This window comes from Kribbella sp. CA-294648 (assembly GCF_050943845.1).
Taxonomy (GTDB): Bacteria; Actinomycetota; Actinomycetes; order Propionibacteriales; family Kribbellaceae; genus Kribbella.
Genome location: NZ_CP191981.1, coordinates 2,566,290 through 2,583,279, shown reverse-complemented (window position 1 = coordinate 2,583,279; position 16,990 = coordinate 2,566,290). Strand labels below are relative to the sequence as shown.

18 protein-coding genes are annotated in these 16,990 nt (G+C 67.7%); 10 read left to right on the top strand and 8 right to left on the bottom strand.

The genetic code is table 11. The features are described from left to right. Positions 1-33: 33 nt before the first annotated feature. The 5 genes from ACQPYM_RS12490 to ACQPYM_RS12470 form a co-directional block, all read right to left on the bottom strand. Entirely contained in the window at positions 34-1,908 is a 1,875-nt protein-coding gene (locus ACQPYM_RS12490; protein WP_433019580.1) for a rhamnogalacturonan lyase, read from the bottom strand. Positions 1,909-1,937: 29 nt separating this feature from the next. Next, positions 1,938-3,035: a rhamnogalacturonan acetylesterase gene (locus tag ACQPYM_RS12485; RefSeq protein ID WP_433019577.1), complete on the bottom strand. Its 1,098-nt coding sequence runs from the start codon at positions 3,033-3,035 to the stop codon at positions 1,938-1,940. Positions 3,036-3,375: 340 nt separating this feature from the next. After that, positions 3,376-4,701, bottom strand: coding sequence for a helix-turn-helix domain-containing protein (locus tag ACQPYM_RS12480; protein WP_433019574.1), 1,326 nt, complete (start codon positions 4,699-4,701; stop codon positions 3,376-3,378). A gap of 51 nt (positions 4,702-4,752) precedes the next feature. Next, positions 4,753-5,586, bottom strand: coding sequence for a glycoside hydrolase family 16 protein (locus tag ACQPYM_RS12475; protein WP_433023261.1), 834 nt, complete (start codon positions 5,584-5,586; stop codon positions 4,753-4,755). 145 nt (positions 5,587-5,731) lie between these two features. Then, on the bottom strand, positions 5,732-6,778 hold the full coding sequence (locus ACQPYM_RS12470; protein ID WP_433019571.1) for a LacI family DNA-binding transcriptional regulator: 1,047 nt from the start codon (positions 6,776-6,778) through the stop codon (positions 5,732-5,734). A gap of 160 nt (positions 6,779-6,938) precedes the next feature. On the opposite strand from ACQPYM_RS12470, the gene ACQPYM_RS12465 reads away from it, so the two are divergent. Next, on the top strand, positions 6,939-7,532 hold the full coding sequence (locus ACQPYM_RS12465; RefSeq protein ID WP_433019568.1) for a hypothetical protein: 594 nt from the start codon (positions 6,939-6,941) through the stop codon (positions 7,530-7,532). Positions 7,533-7,654: 122 nt separating this feature from the next. Further along, positions 7,655-8,542, top strand: a complete 888-nt coding sequence (locus tag ACQPYM_RS12460; RefSeq protein WP_433019566.1) for a hypothetical protein — start codon at positions 7,655-7,657, stop codon at positions 8,540-8,542. 28 nt (positions 8,543-8,570) lie between these two features. On the opposite strand, the gene ACQPYM_RS12455 is transcribed toward ACQPYM_RS12460, so the two are convergent. Further along, a complete protein-coding gene (locus ACQPYM_RS12455; RefSeq protein WP_433019563.1) occupies positions 8,571-8,780 on the bottom strand; it encodes a hypothetical protein in 210 nt (69 codons plus the stop codon). 306 nt (positions 8,781-9,086) lie between these two features. On the opposite strand from ACQPYM_RS12455, the gene ACQPYM_RS12450 reads away from it, so the two are divergent. Next, complete coding sequence (locus ACQPYM_RS12450; protein WP_433019560.1) at positions 9,087-10,280, top strand: S1 family peptidase; 1,194 nt, start codon at positions 9,087-9,089, stop codon at positions 10,278-10,280. Between the two features lie 52 nt (positions 10,281-10,332). Here ACQPYM_RS12450 and ACQPYM_RS12445 read toward each other — a convergent pair whose 3' ends face one another. Then, positions 10,333-11,262 carry a helix-turn-helix transcriptional regulator gene (locus tag ACQPYM_RS12445; protein ID WP_433019557.1) on the bottom strand — a complete coding sequence of 310 codons (930 nt, stop codon included), beginning with the start codon at positions 11,260-11,262 and terminating at the stop codon, positions 10,333-10,335. 61 nt (positions 11,263-11,323) lie between these two features. Between ACQPYM_RS12445 and ACQPYM_RS12440 the strand changes: the two genes are divergently transcribed. Genes ACQPYM_RS12440 through ACQPYM_RS12430 form a run of 3 tightly spaced genes read left to right on the top strand, consistent with a single transcriptional unit; the run spans position 11,324 to position 13,883 of the window. Next, entirely contained in the window at positions 11,324-12,307 is a 984-nt protein-coding gene (locus tag ACQPYM_RS12440; protein ID WP_433019554.1) for an ABC transporter ATP-binding protein, read from the top strand. After that, a complete protein-coding gene (locus ACQPYM_RS12435; protein WP_433019551.1) occupies positions 12,304-13,107 on the top strand; it encodes an ABC transporter permease in 804 nt (267 codons plus the stop codon). The genes ACQPYM_RS12440 and ACQPYM_RS12435 overlap by 4 nt, the downstream gene beginning before the upstream one ends. Then, positions 13,104-13,883, top strand: coding sequence for an ABC transporter permease (locus ACQPYM_RS12430; protein WP_433019548.1), 780 nt, complete (start codon positions 13,104-13,106; stop codon positions 13,881-13,883). Before ACQPYM_RS12435 ends, ACQPYM_RS12430 begins: the two co-directional genes overlap by 4 nt. A 33-nt stretch (positions 13,884-13,916) precedes the next feature. Here the strand turns inward: ACQPYM_RS12430 and ACQPYM_RS12425 are convergent, their stop codons facing one another. Further along, positions 13,917-14,126 (bottom strand): hypothetical protein, encoded by a 210-nt coding sequence (locus ACQPYM_RS12425; protein ID WP_433019545.1) that lies wholly within the window; start codon positions 14,124-14,126, stop codon positions 13,917-13,919. Positions 14,127-14,294: 168 nt separating this feature from the next. Between ACQPYM_RS12425 and ACQPYM_RS12420 the strand changes: the two genes are divergently transcribed. From ACQPYM_RS12420 to ACQPYM_RS12405, 4 genes are all read left to right on the top strand, one after another. After that, positions 14,295-15,077 carry an MBL fold metallo-hydrolase gene (locus ACQPYM_RS12420; RefSeq protein ID WP_433019542.1) on the top strand — a complete coding sequence of 261 codons (783 nt, stop codon included), beginning with the start codon at positions 14,295-14,297 and terminating at the stop codon, positions 15,075-15,077. A gap of 66 nt (positions 15,078-15,143) precedes the next feature. Then, positions 15,144-15,719 (top strand): hypothetical protein, encoded by a 576-nt coding sequence (locus ACQPYM_RS12415; RefSeq protein WP_433019539.1) that lies wholly within the window; start codon positions 15,144-15,146, stop codon positions 15,717-15,719. A 17-nt stretch (positions 15,720-15,736) separates the two neighbouring features. Then, positions 15,737-16,366, top strand: coding sequence for a histidine phosphatase family protein (locus ACQPYM_RS12410; RefSeq protein WP_433019536.1), 630 nt, complete (start codon positions 15,737-15,739; stop codon positions 16,364-16,366). A 195-nt stretch (positions 16,367-16,561) separates the two neighbouring features. Further along, complete coding sequence (locus ACQPYM_RS12405; protein WP_433019533.1) at positions 16,562-16,945, top strand: hypothetical protein; 384 nt, start codon at positions 16,562-16,564, stop codon at positions 16,943-16,945. Positions 16,946-16,990: the final 45 nt, after the last annotated feature.

The following is a 16,990-nucleotide window of genomic DNA, read 5'->3' as shown; positions in this document are numbered from 1 at the left end:
ACGGAGTCCGCCGGCAAGGTTGGTGAGTGCAGCTCAGCCGATGGCGAAGCTGGGGTGGGGCGGCTGGTTGTAGGCGGTGTTCTGCCAGGCGACCGCTAGCCGGTACTGGCGGTCCTGCATCAGCGACGGCCGGGTGATGCTCGTGCTGTCGGTGGTGGAGTAGATGCGCAGGGCGCGGTTGTCGGAGGTGCGCCAGATGACTTCTTCGCGCCAGTCGCCGAGGATGTCGGCCGACAAGGCGGGCGTGGACTTGGTGCCGTTGTTCGACGCCACACCCGACCCGGTGAGCAGGCGGGTGTCACCACCTGTGCCGTACTTGCTGATCGCTGTCCCGTTGAGCAGTTCGCGTTGCGCGTCGCCGTCCCACCAGATCACGAAGTTGATCGAGCCGGGTTTGCGGGACGCGACCTGGCCGCCGGTGGTGGCGCTGCGCAGTCCGCCGACGGAGGCGGACCAGGCTTCGGCGCCGCGGTTGCCGGCCCAGATGTCCGCGGCGACTGCCCTGCCGTTGTCACAGCCACACGACGGTGCACTCCAGATGATCTGACCGGTCCGCGCGTCACCCATCCAGTGCGTCGGCTCGCTGGTCCACTCGGACGGCTTGAACACCTCGAGGCCGGGACGGCTGGGGATGAAGTCGCTGACGTGGTAGGCGTCGCCGTGGTGGGTGTTGTTCTGCCACAACCCACGACCGTTGTCGTCGATCGCCATCGAGCCGTACATCACCTCGTCACGCCCGTCGGCATCCACATCCGCGATGGACAGGTTGTGGTTGCCCTTCCCGGCCCACTGACTGCCGGCCGTGTTGGAGTCGAAAATCCACCGCTGCGTCAAAGCACCATTGCGGTAATCCCAGGCCGCGATGACGGAGCGGGTGTAGTAACCGCGGGCCATGATGATGCTCGGCCGCGTCCCGTCCAGGTACGCCGTACCGGCCAGGAACCGGTCGACCCGGTTGCCGTAGTTGTCGCCCCACGACGACACGTTGCCGCGCGGCGGCTGATAGTTCGCGGTCGCCAGGACAGCGCCGTCCGTTCCGCGGAACACCGACAAGAACTCCGGCCCGGTGAGGATATAGCCCGAGGAGTTGCGATGATTCGCGCTCGCGTTGCCGATCACCTGACCGGTCCCGGAGCGGGTGCCGTCCGCCGTCTTGACCGCCACCTCGGCGCGGCCGTCACCGTCGTAGTCGAACACCTGGAACTGCGTGTAGTGCGCGCCGGCTCGGATGTTGCGCCCGAGGTCGATGCGCCACAACCGGGTGCCGTTCAGCTTGTAGGCATCGAGGTAGACGTTGCCCGTGTAGCCCGCCTGCGCGTTGTCCTTGGCATTGGTCGGGTCCCACTTCAGCACGATCTCGTACTGACCGTCGCCGTCGAGATCGCCCACACTGGTGTCGTTCGCGACGTACGTGTACCGCTCACCCGACGGCGTCGTACCGCCGGCAGGCTGCTGGATCGGCACGTCCCGGCTGCTGGCCATAATGCCGGCCGCACCGGAGACGGGATTGAGGGTCAGCGAGTCTTCCGCGGCGTGCTTCGCCTGCCGCTCGACCCCGTCTGCCACAGCCCGAACGACGTACTTGGCACCTGCGGGCGCACCAGTATCGACGAAGCTGGTCGCGCCGCTGACCGGCGCCTTGTTCACCCTGATGCCGTTGCGATACACGTTGAAGCTGGTGCCGGCCGGGTCGTCGGCCAACTGCCGCCAACTGACCCGGTTGCCCTTACCGGTGTGCACACTGATCACACCGCGGTTGAGGTTCTCGACCTGCGATGTCGCCGCGGGCTGAGCCTCCGCCGCCGGTGCTGTGTCGATCGCCACGGCCGCTGTGTTCGGCAGCAAAGCCGCGGTCACGATGCCGACGGCCGCGATGCCGAGCCGGTGCCTGATAGCCAATCTCCGCATGAGGTTCTCCGATCCGGAAGTCTGTGAGGTCAGCGCAGGAAGGCGGTCAGCGACAGGTTCTGCTCGCGGACGCCCTGCACGACGAGGTCGGCCATCTTGGTCGCGCCGTACAGGGAGAAGTGGGTGTTGTCGCCCGTCTCCCTGGTGAGGTACAGCGGCTGGGAGGCCGACGGGCCGAGCGATTCCACCAGCGCCTTGCTCTTCGCCGTCAGGTCGATCACCGGAACGTTCCCGCTGCGGCCGAGCGAACGCATCACCGCGGGCAGATCCACTCCGAGACCGTTGACGTGCTGGGCGGTCCGGGTGAGCGTGCTGCCACTGAACTGCCGCCGTACGGGTGGCGTCACCAGGACCGGCGAGCCGCCACGCTCGCGGACGCCGTTGATCATCCGGGTGAGGTTGTCGCGGAACGCGGTCGACGTCGTGTTCTTGTCGTTGTGCCCGAACTGGATGAACACCAGGTCCTTGCTCTTGATGAGCGGCTTGACCGTCGGGAACAGCGCCCGGTTGGACAGGAAGCTTCCGGAGCTCTCGCCGGAGTCCCCGTAGTTCGCGATCACCGCACCGCTGCCCACTCGGGCGGGGAACGCCTGCCCCCAGCCCGCGTAGGGCGAGGTGAACTGGTCGCAGGTGGTCGAGTCACCCGCCAGGTAGACCACCAACGGCGCGCTTGCGGGCGCAACTGTCAGCGAGCGGACCTGCGGCGCGCTCCCGCCGAAGGTGATGCTGAGGCCCGACGTACCGGTTCCGCCCTGACCTGTGGGCTGTCCTTCCGGGACGCGGGCGTTGACCGTCGCGGTGGTGCGGACGACCTGACCCGCGGTGGTCGAGACGGCGGAGAGGATCTGCCGGCGGGCTTCCACCGACATGGACGTATTGGCTGCTCTGTCAGGACTACCGAGCTCGACGGTGACCTGATAGTTGCCTGGGGCCACATTGAACTGACACCTGATCGGCGAACTGCCCGAACACTGCGGAGGCAACGCCTGTACTGCGGCGACGCTCGAGGTTGGCACCAGTCCGGCCGCGGCCACCACCAGGGTGAGAGCGATTGCGGATCCGGTCTGCCGACGGTTCGGCCTGTACTTGCTGGGGTTCTTCAGGAGATTGCGGTCACTGCTCACCATGGGGCGGTACCTCTTCCTGGCCGGGGCGGCCGCCGACACCCCACGGCGAGAACGTCGCGGGGTCGGCGGTTCCGAAAGAAGGAGCGGGGCGGAGGCGGGTTGACACGATTCAATCGCTGTGCACGTGCACACGGCGTCGAAACGCTGAGTTCACGTTGATGAAAGCGCATGTTTACAGGGCTTGGCAAGACCTGGGTGCCGACAATCTGTGCACGTGCACAGCCTCTAACGGCCTCTGAGCCGCTTGCTGAGCGAAGGTCGAATGCTAGTGGCCCGAGCACCCGGCAGGGCTCTACGCGCCGGTATTGTCAAAGATTGTCAAGTCGCCGCGGACGGCGCCTCACAGGCCGGCGTACAGGTCCCTGCCGCGGGTTGCCAGCCGGGTGCGCAGCCGGTCCAGCTCGTGCTCGATGAGAGTGCTGCCGGCGGACTGTGCGTCCGTGAGCACCGGCCGAGCCACGGCGACAGCCGCGTCGACGGCATCGCCACAGGCGTGACTGTCTGCCAGACGGAGCGTCAGAAGCACGCGACTCAAGGGCATTCGGTCCGGCATGGTCGTCAGCGCCGATTCGGCGAAGTCCACTGCGCGGCCTGCGATCGCGAGATCTCCGGTCGTCTCGGTCAGATCTCGCAGGGCACCGGCGAGGTGGGACGCGATGAACGTCGCCCCTTCGGCGTCGAACAGCCACGGCGCCTCGAGCCGGTCCCGGTTGCCGAGCCGGTCCGCGGCGCGCTGCGCCTCGGTCGACAGCCGTGTGACCTCACGCCAGTCTCCGAGCAGCGCCTGCCCACGCACCTCGTCCAGCCGAGCCTGTACGCCGATCCACCCGCGACCGTTCTCCACCGACCCCGCTGCCTGGGCGTACTCCACCGCAGTCGCGCCGTCCCCCTCCAGCACGGCAAGGGTGCTCATACTGCTGAGCACCACGCAGACCGTCGCGTGATCACGAGCTGCCGACGCCCACTCCACACTCCGGTGCAACCACGCCATCCCGATCCCGCGCTGGCCGCGTTTGACGCGCAGCCAGGCGGCCAGATCGGCGTACTGGGCAGCGAGCCGGAGCAAGGCGACGACGAGCTGTTCAGGGGCCTTGGGCACCAATCTCGTGATGGCCGCGAGCGTTTGCTCCACCGGCCCGAGGAGATCACCACGTCGTCCTTCGACATCCGCTTCGATGAAGGAGATCAGCAGCGCGGCCAGGCTGTGCACGGTCTCAGTCCCGACCACGCGCACCTCGGCCAGCCCTTCCAGGCCGTCAGTGGGTGTGGACGCCTGACAGCCGGCCATTCCGTGCAGCGGGCAGGTGATGCCGAACGCCGGCAGCTGGAAGCTCCGGGCCGGCTGCGGCCGTACCGCTGCCGCGATGGACGGCCGGGGCAGCGGTACGCCGACCGGCCCGTCCGCGAAGCCTCTGTCGTTGTCCTGCTGCCGTCGCGCCCTGGCATTCGTGGCCAGCCCGACCAGCGAACCACCCGCGCCGAGCAGCTCGTCGGCCCCACCAGCGAACGCGATGCGCGGCACGCGGGCGCCGCTCTCCAGCTTGGAGACGTAGGTGTGGCTGTACCCGAGACGAGTGGCCAGCTGGACCTGCGTGAGCCCCGCTTGTTCCCGCAGTCGACGGAGCTCACGCCCGAACCGGTCGTCCTCCGTCGCCTGGTCACGCATACGCTTGTTATAGCGTGGCGGGCTCCTTCTGTCAGCCGCGGCTCGATTCGGCTACCTGCGGTAGGAGCGGAAGTAGTCGACGACGAACTCCTTCGGCCTGGGGTCGGCGGGATCGACCGATCCGGTCCATCCCGCGTTCTCGTAGATGCCCAGCAGGAAGACCATCGGGTAGGCCGGCGAGACGTTCATCGTCTTTTTCAGGACGTTGTCGACGTAGAGCTTCATCTGCGTCGGAGTCCACTCCAGCGCGTAGATGTGCATCTCGGTGGAGATCGGGAAGTCGACGGCGATGTTGTGGTGGATCTCCTGCGCGTTCGGGTCGCCCCACTTGAACATGCCGAAGTTGAAGTTCCGGGGATAGCGCCCGGCGTGCTCGACGATGTCGACTTCCGCGGACTGGCTCGCGGTGTCCTGTTTGCCGATCATCCAGAAGGCGGCGTGCAGACCGCTGCGCGCCGAGGTCTTGGCCCGGATCTCGAAGTAGCCGTACTTGGCGGTGTACTTCATCACCGTCGGGATCGAGTGGTCGAAGCGATTGTTCTTGTGCAGGCCGTTGCGCTGGCCGGTCTGCAGACTGGAGACCTTCATCCGGTCGTCGGAGTAGTACGTCGGCTGGTCGTTGTCGATCCGCAGTACCAGCGCGTTGTTGCGGAAGCCGTACCGGGCCGCGGATCGCCATTGCGGGGTGCGCGACTCGAGATAGTTGGTGATCCACAGGTTGTGGTCCAGGCTGCCGTTGAACTCGTCGTTCCGGTCGAGGATCCAGCCGGGCTTCTGGAGCGGGTTCGGCGGCCGCTCGGCCGCTTGGGCGGCCGGTCCGGCACCGATCGCCGCGATCGCGGCCAGCGGCAGGATCGCTGCCGCGGCCAGGACTTTACGAGGCATCTTCACGCTGTCATCTCCTTGGTACGGGGCGGGTTACCGAGCGGACGATGGAGCTTCCGCGACGGAGCAGGACCCACGGTAGGAGTGCGACGGCGGCTCGGGCGGCGGGCGGCCGGTTCTGTCAAAGAACTGTCAAGCGACCGACTCAGGCCGAGGTGCGGATCACCAGTTCGGTCGGGAGGATGACGGTGGCGGTGCCTTCGCCGTTGATCTGGGCCAGGAGGAGGCGGACCATGGTTTCGCTGATCCGGGACCACGGCTGGCGGATGGTGGTGAGTTGCGGGTCGGCGGTGACCGCGACCGGCGCATCGTCGAAGCCGCCGACGGCGATGTCGTCGGGGATCCGCCGGCCGGCCCGTTTGATCGCGATCAGGGCACCGTCGGCCATCAGGTCCGAGGCGACGAAGACGGCGTCCAGATCCGGCACCCGGCTGAGGAGGTCCTGCATACACGCCTCGCCGCTCGCCCGGCTGTAGTCGCCGCTGACCACGAGCCGTTTGTCGTAGCGGATCCCCTGCTCTGCCAGCATCTCGCGATAGCCGAGCAACCGCTCCAGTCCGCCGGGGGTGTCCTGCGGACCGGCGATGGTCGCGATCCGTCGGCGGCCGGACTCGATCAGGTACTGCACCATGGTCCGGGCGCCTTCACGGTCGTCGGCCGAGACGTACGAGACCGCGCCGTGCCGGCCGAGCGGTTTACCGCAACAGACGAAGGGCAGGTCGGCCCGCTGAAGGTACTCGATCATCGGATTCCCGCGATGCGAGGAGAACAGCAGTACGCCGTCGACAGGGTGCGCCGAGAGGTACGGACTGATGCGCCGGCGCTCCGCCTCGGTACCGGCCGTCATCACGACGAGCGGGATGTCGTGGCCGGCCAGGGCGGTGGTGCAGCCGCGCAGCAAGGTGGTGATGTTCGGGTCCTCGAAGAACACGTCCTGCGTCTCCGACAGCAGGAAAGCGATCGAGCCGGCCCGCTGGGTCACCAGGCTGCGCGCGGCCCGGTTCACCACGTAGTTCAGTTTGCGGATCGCCGCGTCGACCGCTTCCCGGGAGGCAGGACTGACGTTGTGGCCACCTTGCAGAACGCGGGAGACGGTACCGCGAGAGACACCGGCCTGCGCGGCGACGTCATGAATGGTGGGTGGGCGTCTGGGTCGAGCTCGCCCGCTCCGGCCTGGCACAGTGTCCGTCATCGATCCTCATCTGCAGCGGCGTGTCCCGACCTTACCTCCCCAGCGCCTGCGTGCGGAGGCACAACTCGACCCAGCTGTGCACGTTCACAGAGTGTGCCCGGGGCCGACCCCGGCCGTCAGTTCGGCCGGCACCGAAGCGACAGCGTCGTACCGTCGTCTCGTGCTCACCGATCCGAAGTACCAGGTCCCTTCGCCGCCCCACGCCGCCAGTGGTGTTGCGTGGCTCCGGGCTTCCGTGGCGCGGTTCAGCAACGGATCAGAACATCAACGCCGACGTGCGCTCGCCGTGGCCGATCTGGCCGCCGTCGACCCGGAATCCCTGCGAGCCTTGGCCTTACGCCGCGGTACCGGCCCGGTCGAGGTGCTGGCCGAAGCGCTCGGGATGCCCGCCACCGTCGCCGAGGACATCGCCGTGATCGCGAAGTCCTACCAACCTCACACCACGATCACCCCCGCGGCAGATGAGGCCGTGGACCGCATGGTCCGGATCCTCGGCGCGTACGACGAGACGACGGCCAACCGGATCGCCCTGCTGGTCCAGGCATGTGACGCGACCGCCGCCCTGGTCGCCAACACCCTCGCAGGCCGCACCGGCCCGCCGGTGCCCAAGACCCGGCGGGTGGCCCCGGACGGCACCACCGTCGAGGTCGACCTGACCGACTCACCATTCGGCGCCGGCCCGCACGCCTGCCCCGGCCGACTCCACGCACTGGCCCTCGCGGACGGACTGGTCCAAGCAGCGCGGGCCGACTGACGGCCTTCGCTTGTGCAGCTGCACTTGCGATTGCCCGAAAAGTTGCCCTAGGCATCGGTATCGGGGAACCGCGGCCCGCCGTAGGGCTGGCGGCGGGGCCGAAGCTGGCGCACCCTGGAGAGGTGGACCTGGATGCCGTGGCCGTCGAGTTGTACGGGTTGACCCCGGACGAGTTCACCGCTGCACGCAACCACCTGGCCAAGACCGTCGGCGGCTCGACCGGTACCGCGATCAAGGCACTGCGCAGGCCGACCCTGGCCGCCTGGCTGGCCAACCTGCTGGTGCGGACCGACCCGGATGGCATCAACACCCTCACCGAGCTCGGAGAACAACTCCGTACTGCGCACCTGTCGGCCGACGGCGCCCGGCTCCGCGCACTCACCCCGAAGCGGCACCAGTTGGTCAAGTCGCTGGTGGCCACCGCTCGGGCCGAAGCCCAGCAGCTCGGCCGGCCACCGACCCAAACTGTCATGGACCGGCTCACCGAAACCCTCGACGCGGCACTCATCGATCCCGGTGCCGCCCAACTGCTGCGCAGCGGCCAGCTGACCAGCGCACTGCGGCACGTCGGGTTCGGGGTGGTCGACGAGACCGGCTCCCCCGCCAAACTCGCGCCGCTGAAACCACGGGCGGTTCGTAGTACGCCGGCAAAGAAGGCCGCAAAGACAGCCCCGAAGCGCCGACCGGCCGGCCCGGACCCCGCCTTGCAGCGTCGCAAAGCGGAGTTGGAGGCGCGCGCGAAGGAGGTCGACGCCGAGTACCGCGAAGCCGAGAAGCAGCGCGTCGCGGCCGAGTCCCTGCTGGACGCCCACCAGCACCAGGTCCAAGACCTGCACGCCGCCACCGAGCGCCTCACCGAGGAACTCGACCACGCCCGCCAGCAGCTCAAGACCACCCAACGCGAGACCGCCCGCCTCGAACGCGCCCTCGACCGCGCCACCCGAGCGGCGGAACTAGCAAAACGCCGCCGCGACAGCCATCAGCAACGCCTCGCCGACCTCGCCACCTAGCCGCGGACCAACCCGCGGCCGTCCGGGCTCACTTGACAGCGCGCGACCGGTTCCACCGGTCCACCAGCCGGTCCAGTACGCCGTAGCCGACCATTCCGTACATTCCGACCGCCAGCAGGAACGCCCACACCGCGGCTCCGATATTCACCGGCCGCAGCAGCAACCCGACGACAGTGGAGGCCACGGCGATCCCGGCGAACCGCCCGATCGCACGACGACTCATCGGCTGGTAAACCATGCCGCCGATCCTATCGACCGCCCGGCTCAAATCCGCCGCGAAGCACCGGCCGGGCGGGTGTGGTTGCTGTCGGCCACGAGTTGGGGGCGGTTGCCGGTGACAAGCAGAGGGGGGCTAAACCGTTTTATGCGTGTTCGCCCTCGGTTACGTGATGGTCGACCGAGCGTAGCCGAAGGCTTTCCCTTGACCAGTCCCGCAGCACCCCTTGGTCACCTTCCGTTTGCTTGCGGTCATCCTCCGTTACCCCCAACGATTCCCTCACCGTGGCCTTGAGGCAGGCCACACAAGAGGAACCGGATGTGACCCATGCGTAAATCTCTCGCAGGTGCAGTCCTCGTGCTCGGACTCGGTGCCACCGCCCTGGCCCCGATTCAGAGCGCGGCGGGCGCCCCTGTCCCCGCCCCCACCGACGGCGTCTACCAGGTCCTCGGCAAGAGCTGGGGCGTGTCCCCGGCTGACGCCAAGGTGCGGCTCGACGCCGAGCACAGCAAAGCGTCGGCACTCGAGGCCGCCGAGGCCGGTACGGCGAACATCGACGGCGCCTTCTTCGACGCGTCCCGTCAACTGGTCGTCAACGTGCACTCGGCCAAGGCCGCCGAGGTCGCTCGTGAGCACGGCCTGACCCCGCGGACCGTGACCCGCGGCGAGAAGGCGCTGGCCAAGCTGCAGACCCAGGTCCAGGCACTGGCCGACAAGTCCGGCTCGCTGCAGGTCCAGTCGATCGGCGCCGACCTGCCGACCGACCGGCTGCAGGTCGTCCTGCAGCCCGGCAAGCAGTCTGCGAAGACTGTTGCCCTGGTCAAGCAGTTGAAGGCGATCCCGGGTGTCGACGTGAGCACCAACGACACCACGCTGTCGATGACCGCCGACGTGATCGGTGGCCAGATCATGGACCTGGTACCGGGCACGAACTGCTCCCTCGGCTTCTCCGGCACCACCAGCAACGGCAACAACGTGATGCTCAGCGCCGGCCACTGCGTCGAGGGCAACCCCGACGTGCTGAACCGCTCCGGGGTCCACCTCGGCAAGGGCATCGCCAGCCGTTTCCGCACCGGTTCGCCGAGCGTCGACATGGGCCTGATGGACATCGACTCGGAGGACATCGGCCGCGGCTACATCGACAACCGCAACGGCCGGACCACCCGCGTCACCGGCTCCTCCAAGGCTCCGGTCGGTACGACGATCTGCAAGGCCGGCAACACCACGGGCTGGACCTGCGGCACCATCACGCAGTACAACCTGACCGTCAACTACGGCGGCGCGGGCGGCAGCGTCACCCGGACCTCCGGCCTCGCGCGTTCGACCGTCTGCACCGAGGGCGGCGACTCGGGTGGCGCCTACATCTCCGGCACCATCGCCCAGGGCATGACGTCGGGGGGTCCGAACGACGGCCACGACTGTGGCTGGAACCAGGGCGGCAACGCCACCGGCTCGTACTCCTTCTACCAGCCGGTCGTCGACGCCGCCTCGTACTACGGCGTCACGCTGACCCGCGGCTGACCTCCACCCCCTCAACAAATGGCCCCTCCCCCTGCGGAGGGGCCATTTGGCGTCAGCTGTGAGATCCCACGATCCTGCTCGCGGCACGAAGCACCACCGCCGACAGTTCCGGCGGCGAGACGACAACGGCGTCGCCTGCTTGGGCAAGAACGGCGGCGCACGCCTCATCGGCGTTCTCGAGATCCGCTTCCACCAAAGACCAGCCGTCGGCATCCGGCACCACCGGACCTGTCGGCCTGAACCGCCGTACTGCGTGGTCGCGCACCCGCAGCACGATCGGATACGACGGCAAGGTCGCCCGGAAGCGCCGCCCGGCATCCGCCCAGTACTCGGTCAGATCGAAGCCACTCGGTCGCTTGAACGTCTCGTGGGTCAGCGATGCCGAGGTCACCCTGCTCAACCGGTAGGTGCGCACCGCCGCATCGGGCCGGACCGCGATCAGGTACCACGTCCGGGCCTTGGCGATCAGGCCGAGTGGCGCGATGGTCAACTGTCTCTCGGGATCCCGGTAGGTGATCGTGATCCGCCGTTCCGCCCAAATCGCCTGCCGGCAGAGTTCCAGCCAGCGCGGCGCCTCGCGCTGGTCGTCCCAGCCGGAGTGATCGATCAGCAGCCGTTGGCGAGCGAACTCGGCGTCGCGCCGGGCACTTTCCGGCAGTTCGGCGATCAGCTTCGCCATCGCCTGGTCGCTCGACGCGTCGATGCCGAGATCGGCGAGCACGTGCGCCGTCGCGCCGACGAACACCGACATCACCTCGGACGGCGTGAGTCCGGTCAGCCGCGTGCGGTAGCCCGGAAGCAGAGCCCAGCCACCGCCCCGGCCGCGGACGGAGTACACCGGCACCCCGGCCAGGCTCAGGGCGTCGAGGTCACGCTGGACTGTTCGCGGCGAGACGTCCAAGTGCTGCGAGAGTTGCTCGACGGTCGATTGCCCGCGGGTCTGCAGGTGCAGCAGAAGCCGGAGTAGCCGTTCGGCACGCATGGTCCGACTATGGCAGGAAAACAAGCCATCGGGTGGCGTCTTTTCTTCCTACGGTCGCCTCATGAGTGTTGTCGTCCAGGTGGAAGACCTGTCCATGACGTATCGCGCACCGATCCGGGGATCGGGCTGGAAGGAGACCTTGGGGTCGGTTTTCCACCGGCAGTACCGGGAGGTTCCCGCCGTACAGAACGCCTCGTTCGCTTTGAGCGCCGGCGAGATCGTCGGCTTCATCGGTCCGAACGGGGCCGGAAAGACGACGACGATGAAGATCCTGTCCGGGTTGCTGCACGCGACCTCCGGGCAGGTTCAGGTGCTCGGCCATACGCCGTGGCAGCGCCGGTCCGGGTTCCTCCGCCGGATCGCGTTCATCCGCGGCAGCCAGCCGGTGGGCGGATCTCAGGAGCTCACTGTCCTCGACACCTTGCGCTATCAGGCCTTGCTCTACGAGATCCCGGCCGCGGAGTACCGGCGAAACCTCGACGAGCTCACCGAACTGCTCGACCTCGGCGACCTGCTGCAGCGTCAACTCCGCGCGCTGAGCCTGGGCGAGAAGATGCGGGCGGGGCTGGCGCTGTCACTGCTCTACCGGCCCGAGGTGATGTTCCTCGACGAGCCGACGCTCGGTCTGGACGTCACCGGCGCGACCGCGATGCGACGGTTCGTTGCCCAGTACGCCGAACAGACCGCTGCGACCGTTCTGCTGACCAGCCACTACATGGCCGACGTCGCCTCGCTCTGTCCACGGCTCGTCCTGATCGACAAGGGCAAGGTTCAGTACGACGGCAAACTCGACGCGCTTGCGGCGAAACTCTCGCCGTACAAGCTCCTTCGCCTCACCGCACCGAACGCCGACGAGCAACGACTACGGCAAGCCGGCGAACTGGTCGAGGCGTCGAACGGGACGTGGGTACTGCGCGTACCGCGTGACGCCGTCGCCCGGGTCACCGCGGAATTGCTCACCGATCTGGACGTGGTGGATCTGTCTGTCGAGGAGGCTCCACTCGACCTGGTGATCGACCGCGCTTACCGGGAGGGCGTCGGATGACCGCCCTGTCCGCCGATCGTTTTGCGGTCCGTCGGCTGCTGGTGCTGATCGCGCTGCGGATCCGGATGGAGGTGCTGGAATGGTCCGGCACCTGGTGGTTCCTCTTCACCCTGGTCATCCAGGCGGTCGTCGGCCCGCTGATCGGCATGTTCGTCTGGTCGGCCGTCTACCCGGCCGACCCGTACGTCGCGACGTACTACGTGGCGCTGCTGCTCGTCACGGTGATGACCGAATCGTTCGAGCAGTTCACCTTCTCCGAGAAGATCTACGACGGAACGATCAGCCACGACCTGCTGCGCCCGCAACCGGTGATCGTCAGCACGATCGGGACCAACCTGGCGATCCGGACCTGGCTGACGATCATGGGTGTCCCGGTCGTGCTGCTGACCGGGCTAGCCTTCGGGGTCTCGTTGAGCTGGAGCGCCCTCCTCTCGGCTCTGCCGGTCTTCCTGCTCGGCGCCACTCTCAGCTTCTGCTGGATCTTCATGCTGTCGCTGACCGCCTTCTGGACCGAGCGGGTGCATTCGATCGTGGGCTTCGGCTGGACGCTGAACTCCCTGCTCGGCGGCACGGTCGCACCGCTGGCGTTCCTGCCTGGTCCCCTGCGCGAGCTCGGTCAGGTCCTGCCGTTCTACGGCATGTTGGGACTGCCTGCTGACGTCATCGCGGGGCGAGTCCACGGATTGTCTGCTGTGCTCACCGGAATCGCCTATCAGGCTGCCTGGACCGCGGTTTTCGCCACCATCGCCGTTCTGCTGTGGCGGGCCGGAGTCCGTCGCTACACGGTGGCCGGCGGATGAAACTCCTCCGGCTCTTCGCCGCCGGCTTCAGCCGGTCCGCGCAGGCGACGATCACCTTCCGGATCAACCTGCTCTTCGACATCGTCCTGGCGATCATCGGCCTGTTCGTCAGCCTCGCCACCGTGTTCATCGTCTACTCCCGGACCGACTCGCTGGCCGGCTGGACCGAAGCCGAGACCTACGTCCTGATCGGCACCTTCCAACTGCTCAGCAGCCTCAAGAGCACCTTCATCGATCCCAACCTCTCCTGGTTCCCGGAGAACGGCATCCGCCAAGGCAAGCTCGACACCTTCCTCCTGCAACCCGCCCCCACCCTGTACCTCGCCAGCCTGGCCCGCTCCTCCCCGTTGTCGCTGATCCAGTTCGTCCTCGGCCTGGCCGTCATCGCAGTCGGACTCAGGAACCACGTCCCCACACCGGGCGCGATCCTGGCCTGGAGCCTGACCCTGATAGCCGCACTCGCGGTCACCTGGGCAATGGGAGTCCTGCTTGCCTGCCTGGCCTTCTGGGCCCCACGCCTAGCACTAGACGTCTTCTACACCTCAGCCTGGGAACTGGCCCGCTACCCCACCGACATCTACCGCCGCCCCCTACGCCTGGCCCTGACCTACCTCTTCCCCCTAACCCTCATAGCCACCATCCCCACCACCACCCTCCTCACCGGCCCTCACCCCTTGGTCCTGGCCTCAACCCTCACCGGAGCCGCCCTAACCTGCCTCCTAGCCACCACCTGCTGGCGCCTAGGCCTACGCCGCTACACCGGAGCCACCTCCTGACCCCAGATGTGCGGGAGGCGCAGGCAGCGCGGCTCAGGGTTTGTACTCAGGAGGCGGCTCGGTGTCGCTGTCGCGGATCTTGGTGCGTTCGCTGGTGTGCGGCGCAGTTTCGCCGGTGCCGGAGTCGGTGGCTGATCCGGCGGCGCCTGCCACGCCCTTCCCGGCGGCGAAGACGGCCCAGAGCACGTAGCCGAGGGCCACCAGCACGATGAGCATCAGCGGAATCCAGAGCGCGGCACCCATGAGAGCCTCCTGGTCGGGGATCGGCTGGTCCGGCCCCGGTACCCACCTGACTGGGCGAAAACACCCCGTTTACCGGCGGGCAGACGGGTTACCGAGACGGCCCGCACTGAAGGAGGCCGGCCATGGTGTTGCTCGTCCTGCGGCAACGGTGCGAAGAGAGAGCCCGCGATGGCTGATTCGCTGACTTTTGTCGGTAATGCGACGACCTTGCTCCGGATCGGGTCCTTCACCGTGCTGACCGATCCGAACTTCCTGCACAAGGGGCAGCGGGCTTATCTGGGCAAGGGGCTCTGGAGCCGGCGCCTGAAGGAGCCTGCGCTGCAGCCGGAGGATCTCCCCCAGCTCGACATCGTGGTGCTTTCGCACCTCCACGGAGACCACTTCGACCGGATCGCCCGCCGCCGGCTCGATCGCGCCGTACCGGTCGTCACCACGGAGCCGGCCGCACAACGCCTGCGCCGATGGGGCTTCGCGGCCGAAGGGCTGCCGGTGTGGGAACGCTACGACCAGTCGCGCGGCAACGAGTCACTGACAATCGAGGCGCTACCCGGCATCCACGGCCGCGGCGTGATGGCGAAACTGCTGCCCCCGGTGATGGGATCGCTACTCACCCATCGCGTCGGCGGCGAGGTCCAGCGGCGGATCTACCTGAGCGGCGACACCCTGACCGGCGACCATCTCGACCAGATCCGCGAGCGGCACCCGGAGATCGACGTCGCCGTCGTCCACCTGGGCGGTACCAGAATCCTCTTCGCCACCGTCACGATGGACGGCGCCCAGGGCCTCGACTTCCTGAACCGGATCCGCCCCCGCCTCGCCATCCCGGTCCACTACGACGACTACCGCGTCATGCGATCCCCGCTCTCCGACTTCCTCGCCCGGGTCCACACCAGCCCGCACCCCTGGCAGGTGACCACGATGAACCGAGGCGAGACCTTGCCGTTGGCCTGAAGTGACCCGCATGAATGGCCGCTCGTGGGGGTACAGCAGGCTGAGCTCGATCGGCGGAGGCGGCAGATGACACCTACCAGCAACAACGGCCCCACGGTTCTCCCCATCCTGTCGCGGGGCCGGCATCGGCATCCGGGGAAAGGCGCGTGCTTCATGGAGTACGCGTCCCTGCTGGCCGGTACGACGTGGTCGGATCAGCCGGACTGCACCCATCCGCTACTGGCGTTGATCGCCCGCGAGGTGAACGACGAAACCTCCAACCCCGGCCGCGCCCACCTGGTGCCCTTGATCCCGTCGGTCATCGGTCTCAAGCCGAGCGATCCGCGGGTGTCCCCGGCATTGGTAGCCTGCTGCGTCCCGCTGGTCGTACCCGTCGTGTCCCCACTGTTTCGGCCGACGCTGACCGCGGCGGTACGAGACGCTGAACGACTGCTGACCGAGCGCGAGACCAAGACGACGGCGGCGTACGACGCTTTCGCCGCGCTCGCACTAGCCGGCGCCATCCGAGCCATCACCGACTTCCGAGCCCCCGATGCCGACACCCTCTTGCGCCAGGTGCTCACCGAGGCGATCGCCGAGTGCCGCACCTGGATGCCAGCCACTCCACAACCAGCCGAAAACCCCACGCTGGCAAGTCTCTGACCTGCAAAGCTGGGCTCATGAGACAGGTCTACCTCGTCACGCATGCCGAGGCGCAGCACCATGTCGACGGCGTTGTCGGAGGCTGGCACGACTCGGAACTGACAGCCCGTGGGCGTCTGCAGGCCGAGAGGATCGCCGAGGTGCTCGCGAACAGGATCGGCTCCCACCCGGTCGAGGTCTACTCCTCCGATCTGCGACGGGCCAGCCAAACGGCGGAACGCATCGCCCGGAGGTTCGGGGTCGACGTACAGCTGGATGCGCGGCTTCGCGAGAGGTCCAATGGCGAGGCTGATGGGCGGCCCCAGGCGTGGCTGGCTGGGCGTCGGGTTCCGCTTCCGGAGTACGGGGATCGCCTTGGGCACCACGACGGGCCGGCTGGGGCGGAGACACGGCTGGCGCTGGTCGAACGGCTCTACCCGGCCCTCGATGACATCCTCGCTCGGCCGGTCGCGCATCAGGTTGTGGTGTCGCACGGATCCGCGTCGAGCTACCTGATCGCCGCCTGGATCGGCATGCCGATGAGGTCGACCGATCGGGGATTTTTCCCGCTGGCTTCGGGAAGTATCACCGCTCTTCTCCGCAACGACACCCACTTCAGTCACCAAGTCGTCTCCCTCAACGAGACCCAGCACCTCGAAGGCCTGTAGCCACGCAGTACAGGCGTTCACTGGCCTCGTGGGTGGGGATGATGGGAGGGGGAGGTGGGGCGGGTGTTGGTGGTTTGGGATTTGCTGGATGGGGTCCGGCGGGTGTGGTCGTCGCGGGCTACCTGGGTGTGGGTGGGGGATGTCGCGCAGTGGCTGTGTGCTGTGGGTGCGGGCTGGTACTGGTGGACTCGAGCGGTGACGTTTGAGTCGTTTGGTGTCGTCTTGCTCGCCTGCGCTGTGTGTCAGGCGGGCGCGGTGGCGGCCGTCGTGTGGCCCGGGCTGAGTGCTGGTGAACCCGAACTGGTCGATCACCATCGCGGTGTCACCGTGGCGATCGTGTGTCTCAGTCTGATCATCGGTCTCTGCCTCGGGCTCCCGATCGTGGACAAGGTTCTCGATCAGCCCGACCAACCGCTGGCCGCGCTGTTCGTGGCGGGGATTGTGCTCGTGCTGACTACGTTCGTCGGGCTGTGCGCCGCGACGGCGCTGTCATCCCGCATGTCGACGGGCAGCTCCGGGCAATTCTCGGCGGGTTCGGGCTGGGCCGACGCCGGCGACAGCGTGTCCGCCGACGACTGACCCGGTACGCCGCTCACTCCGCCGGGTCGCGCTGACTGACCCGGT

Bases quoted from the DNA above. Each gene is read 5' to 3' on its own strand.
- ACQPYM_RS12490 (WP_433019580.1), bottom strand. From the start codon at position 1,908: ATGCGGAGATTGGCTATCAGGCACCGGCTCGGCATCGCGGCCGTCGGC.
- ACQPYM_RS12485 (WP_433019577.1), bottom strand. From the start codon at position 3,035: ATGGTGAGCAGTGACCGCAATCTCCTGAAGAACCCCAGCAAGTACAGG.
- ACQPYM_RS12480 (WP_433019574.1), bottom strand. From the start codon at position 4,701: ATGCGTGACCAGGCGACGGAGGACGACCGGTTCGGGCGTGAGCTCCGT.
- ACQPYM_RS12475 (WP_433023261.1), bottom strand. From the start codon at position 5,586: ATGCCTCGTAAAGTCCTGGCCGCGGCAGCGATCCTGCCGCTGGCCGCG.
- ACQPYM_RS12470 (WP_433019571.1), bottom strand. From the start codon at position 6,778: ATGACGGACACTGTGCCAGGCCGGAGCGGGCGAGCTCGACCCAGACGC.
- ACQPYM_RS12455 (WP_433019563.1), bottom strand. From the start codon at position 8,780: ATGGTTTACCAGCCGATGAGTCGTCGTGCGATCGGGCGGTTCGCCGGG.
- ACQPYM_RS12450 (WP_433019560.1), top strand. From the start codon at position 9,087: ATGCGTAAATCTCTCGCAGGTGCAGTCCTCGTGCTCGGACTCGGTGCC.
- ACQPYM_RS12445 (WP_433019557.1), bottom strand. From the start codon at position 11,262: ATGCGTGCCGAACGGCTACTCCGGCTTCTGCTGCACCTGCAGACCCGC.
- ACQPYM_RS12440 (WP_433019554.1), top strand. From the start codon at position 11,324: ATGAGTGTTGTCGTCCAGGTGGAAGACCTGTCCATGACGTATCGCGCA.
- ACQPYM_RS12435 (WP_433019551.1), top strand. From the start codon at position 12,304: ATGACCGCCCTGTCCGCCGATCGTTTTGCGGTCCGTCGGCTGCTGGTG.
- ACQPYM_RS12430 (WP_433019548.1), top strand. From the start codon at position 13,104: ATGAAACTCCTCCGGCTCTTCGCCGCCGGCTTCAGCCGGTCCGCGCAG.
- ACQPYM_RS12425 (WP_433019545.1), bottom strand. From the start codon at position 14,126: ATGGGTGCCGCGCTCTGGATTCCGCTGATGCTCATCGTGCTGGTGGCC.
- ACQPYM_RS12420 (WP_433019542.1), top strand. From the start codon at position 14,295: ATGGCTGATTCGCTGACTTTTGTCGGTAATGCGACGACCTTGCTCCGG.
- ACQPYM_RS12415 (WP_433019539.1), top strand. From the start codon at position 15,144: ATGACACCTACCAGCAACAACGGCCCCACGGTTCTCCCCATCCTGTCG.
- ACQPYM_RS12410 (WP_433019536.1), top strand. From the start codon at position 15,737: ATGAGACAGGTCTACCTCGTCACGCATGCCGAGGCGCAGCACCATGTC.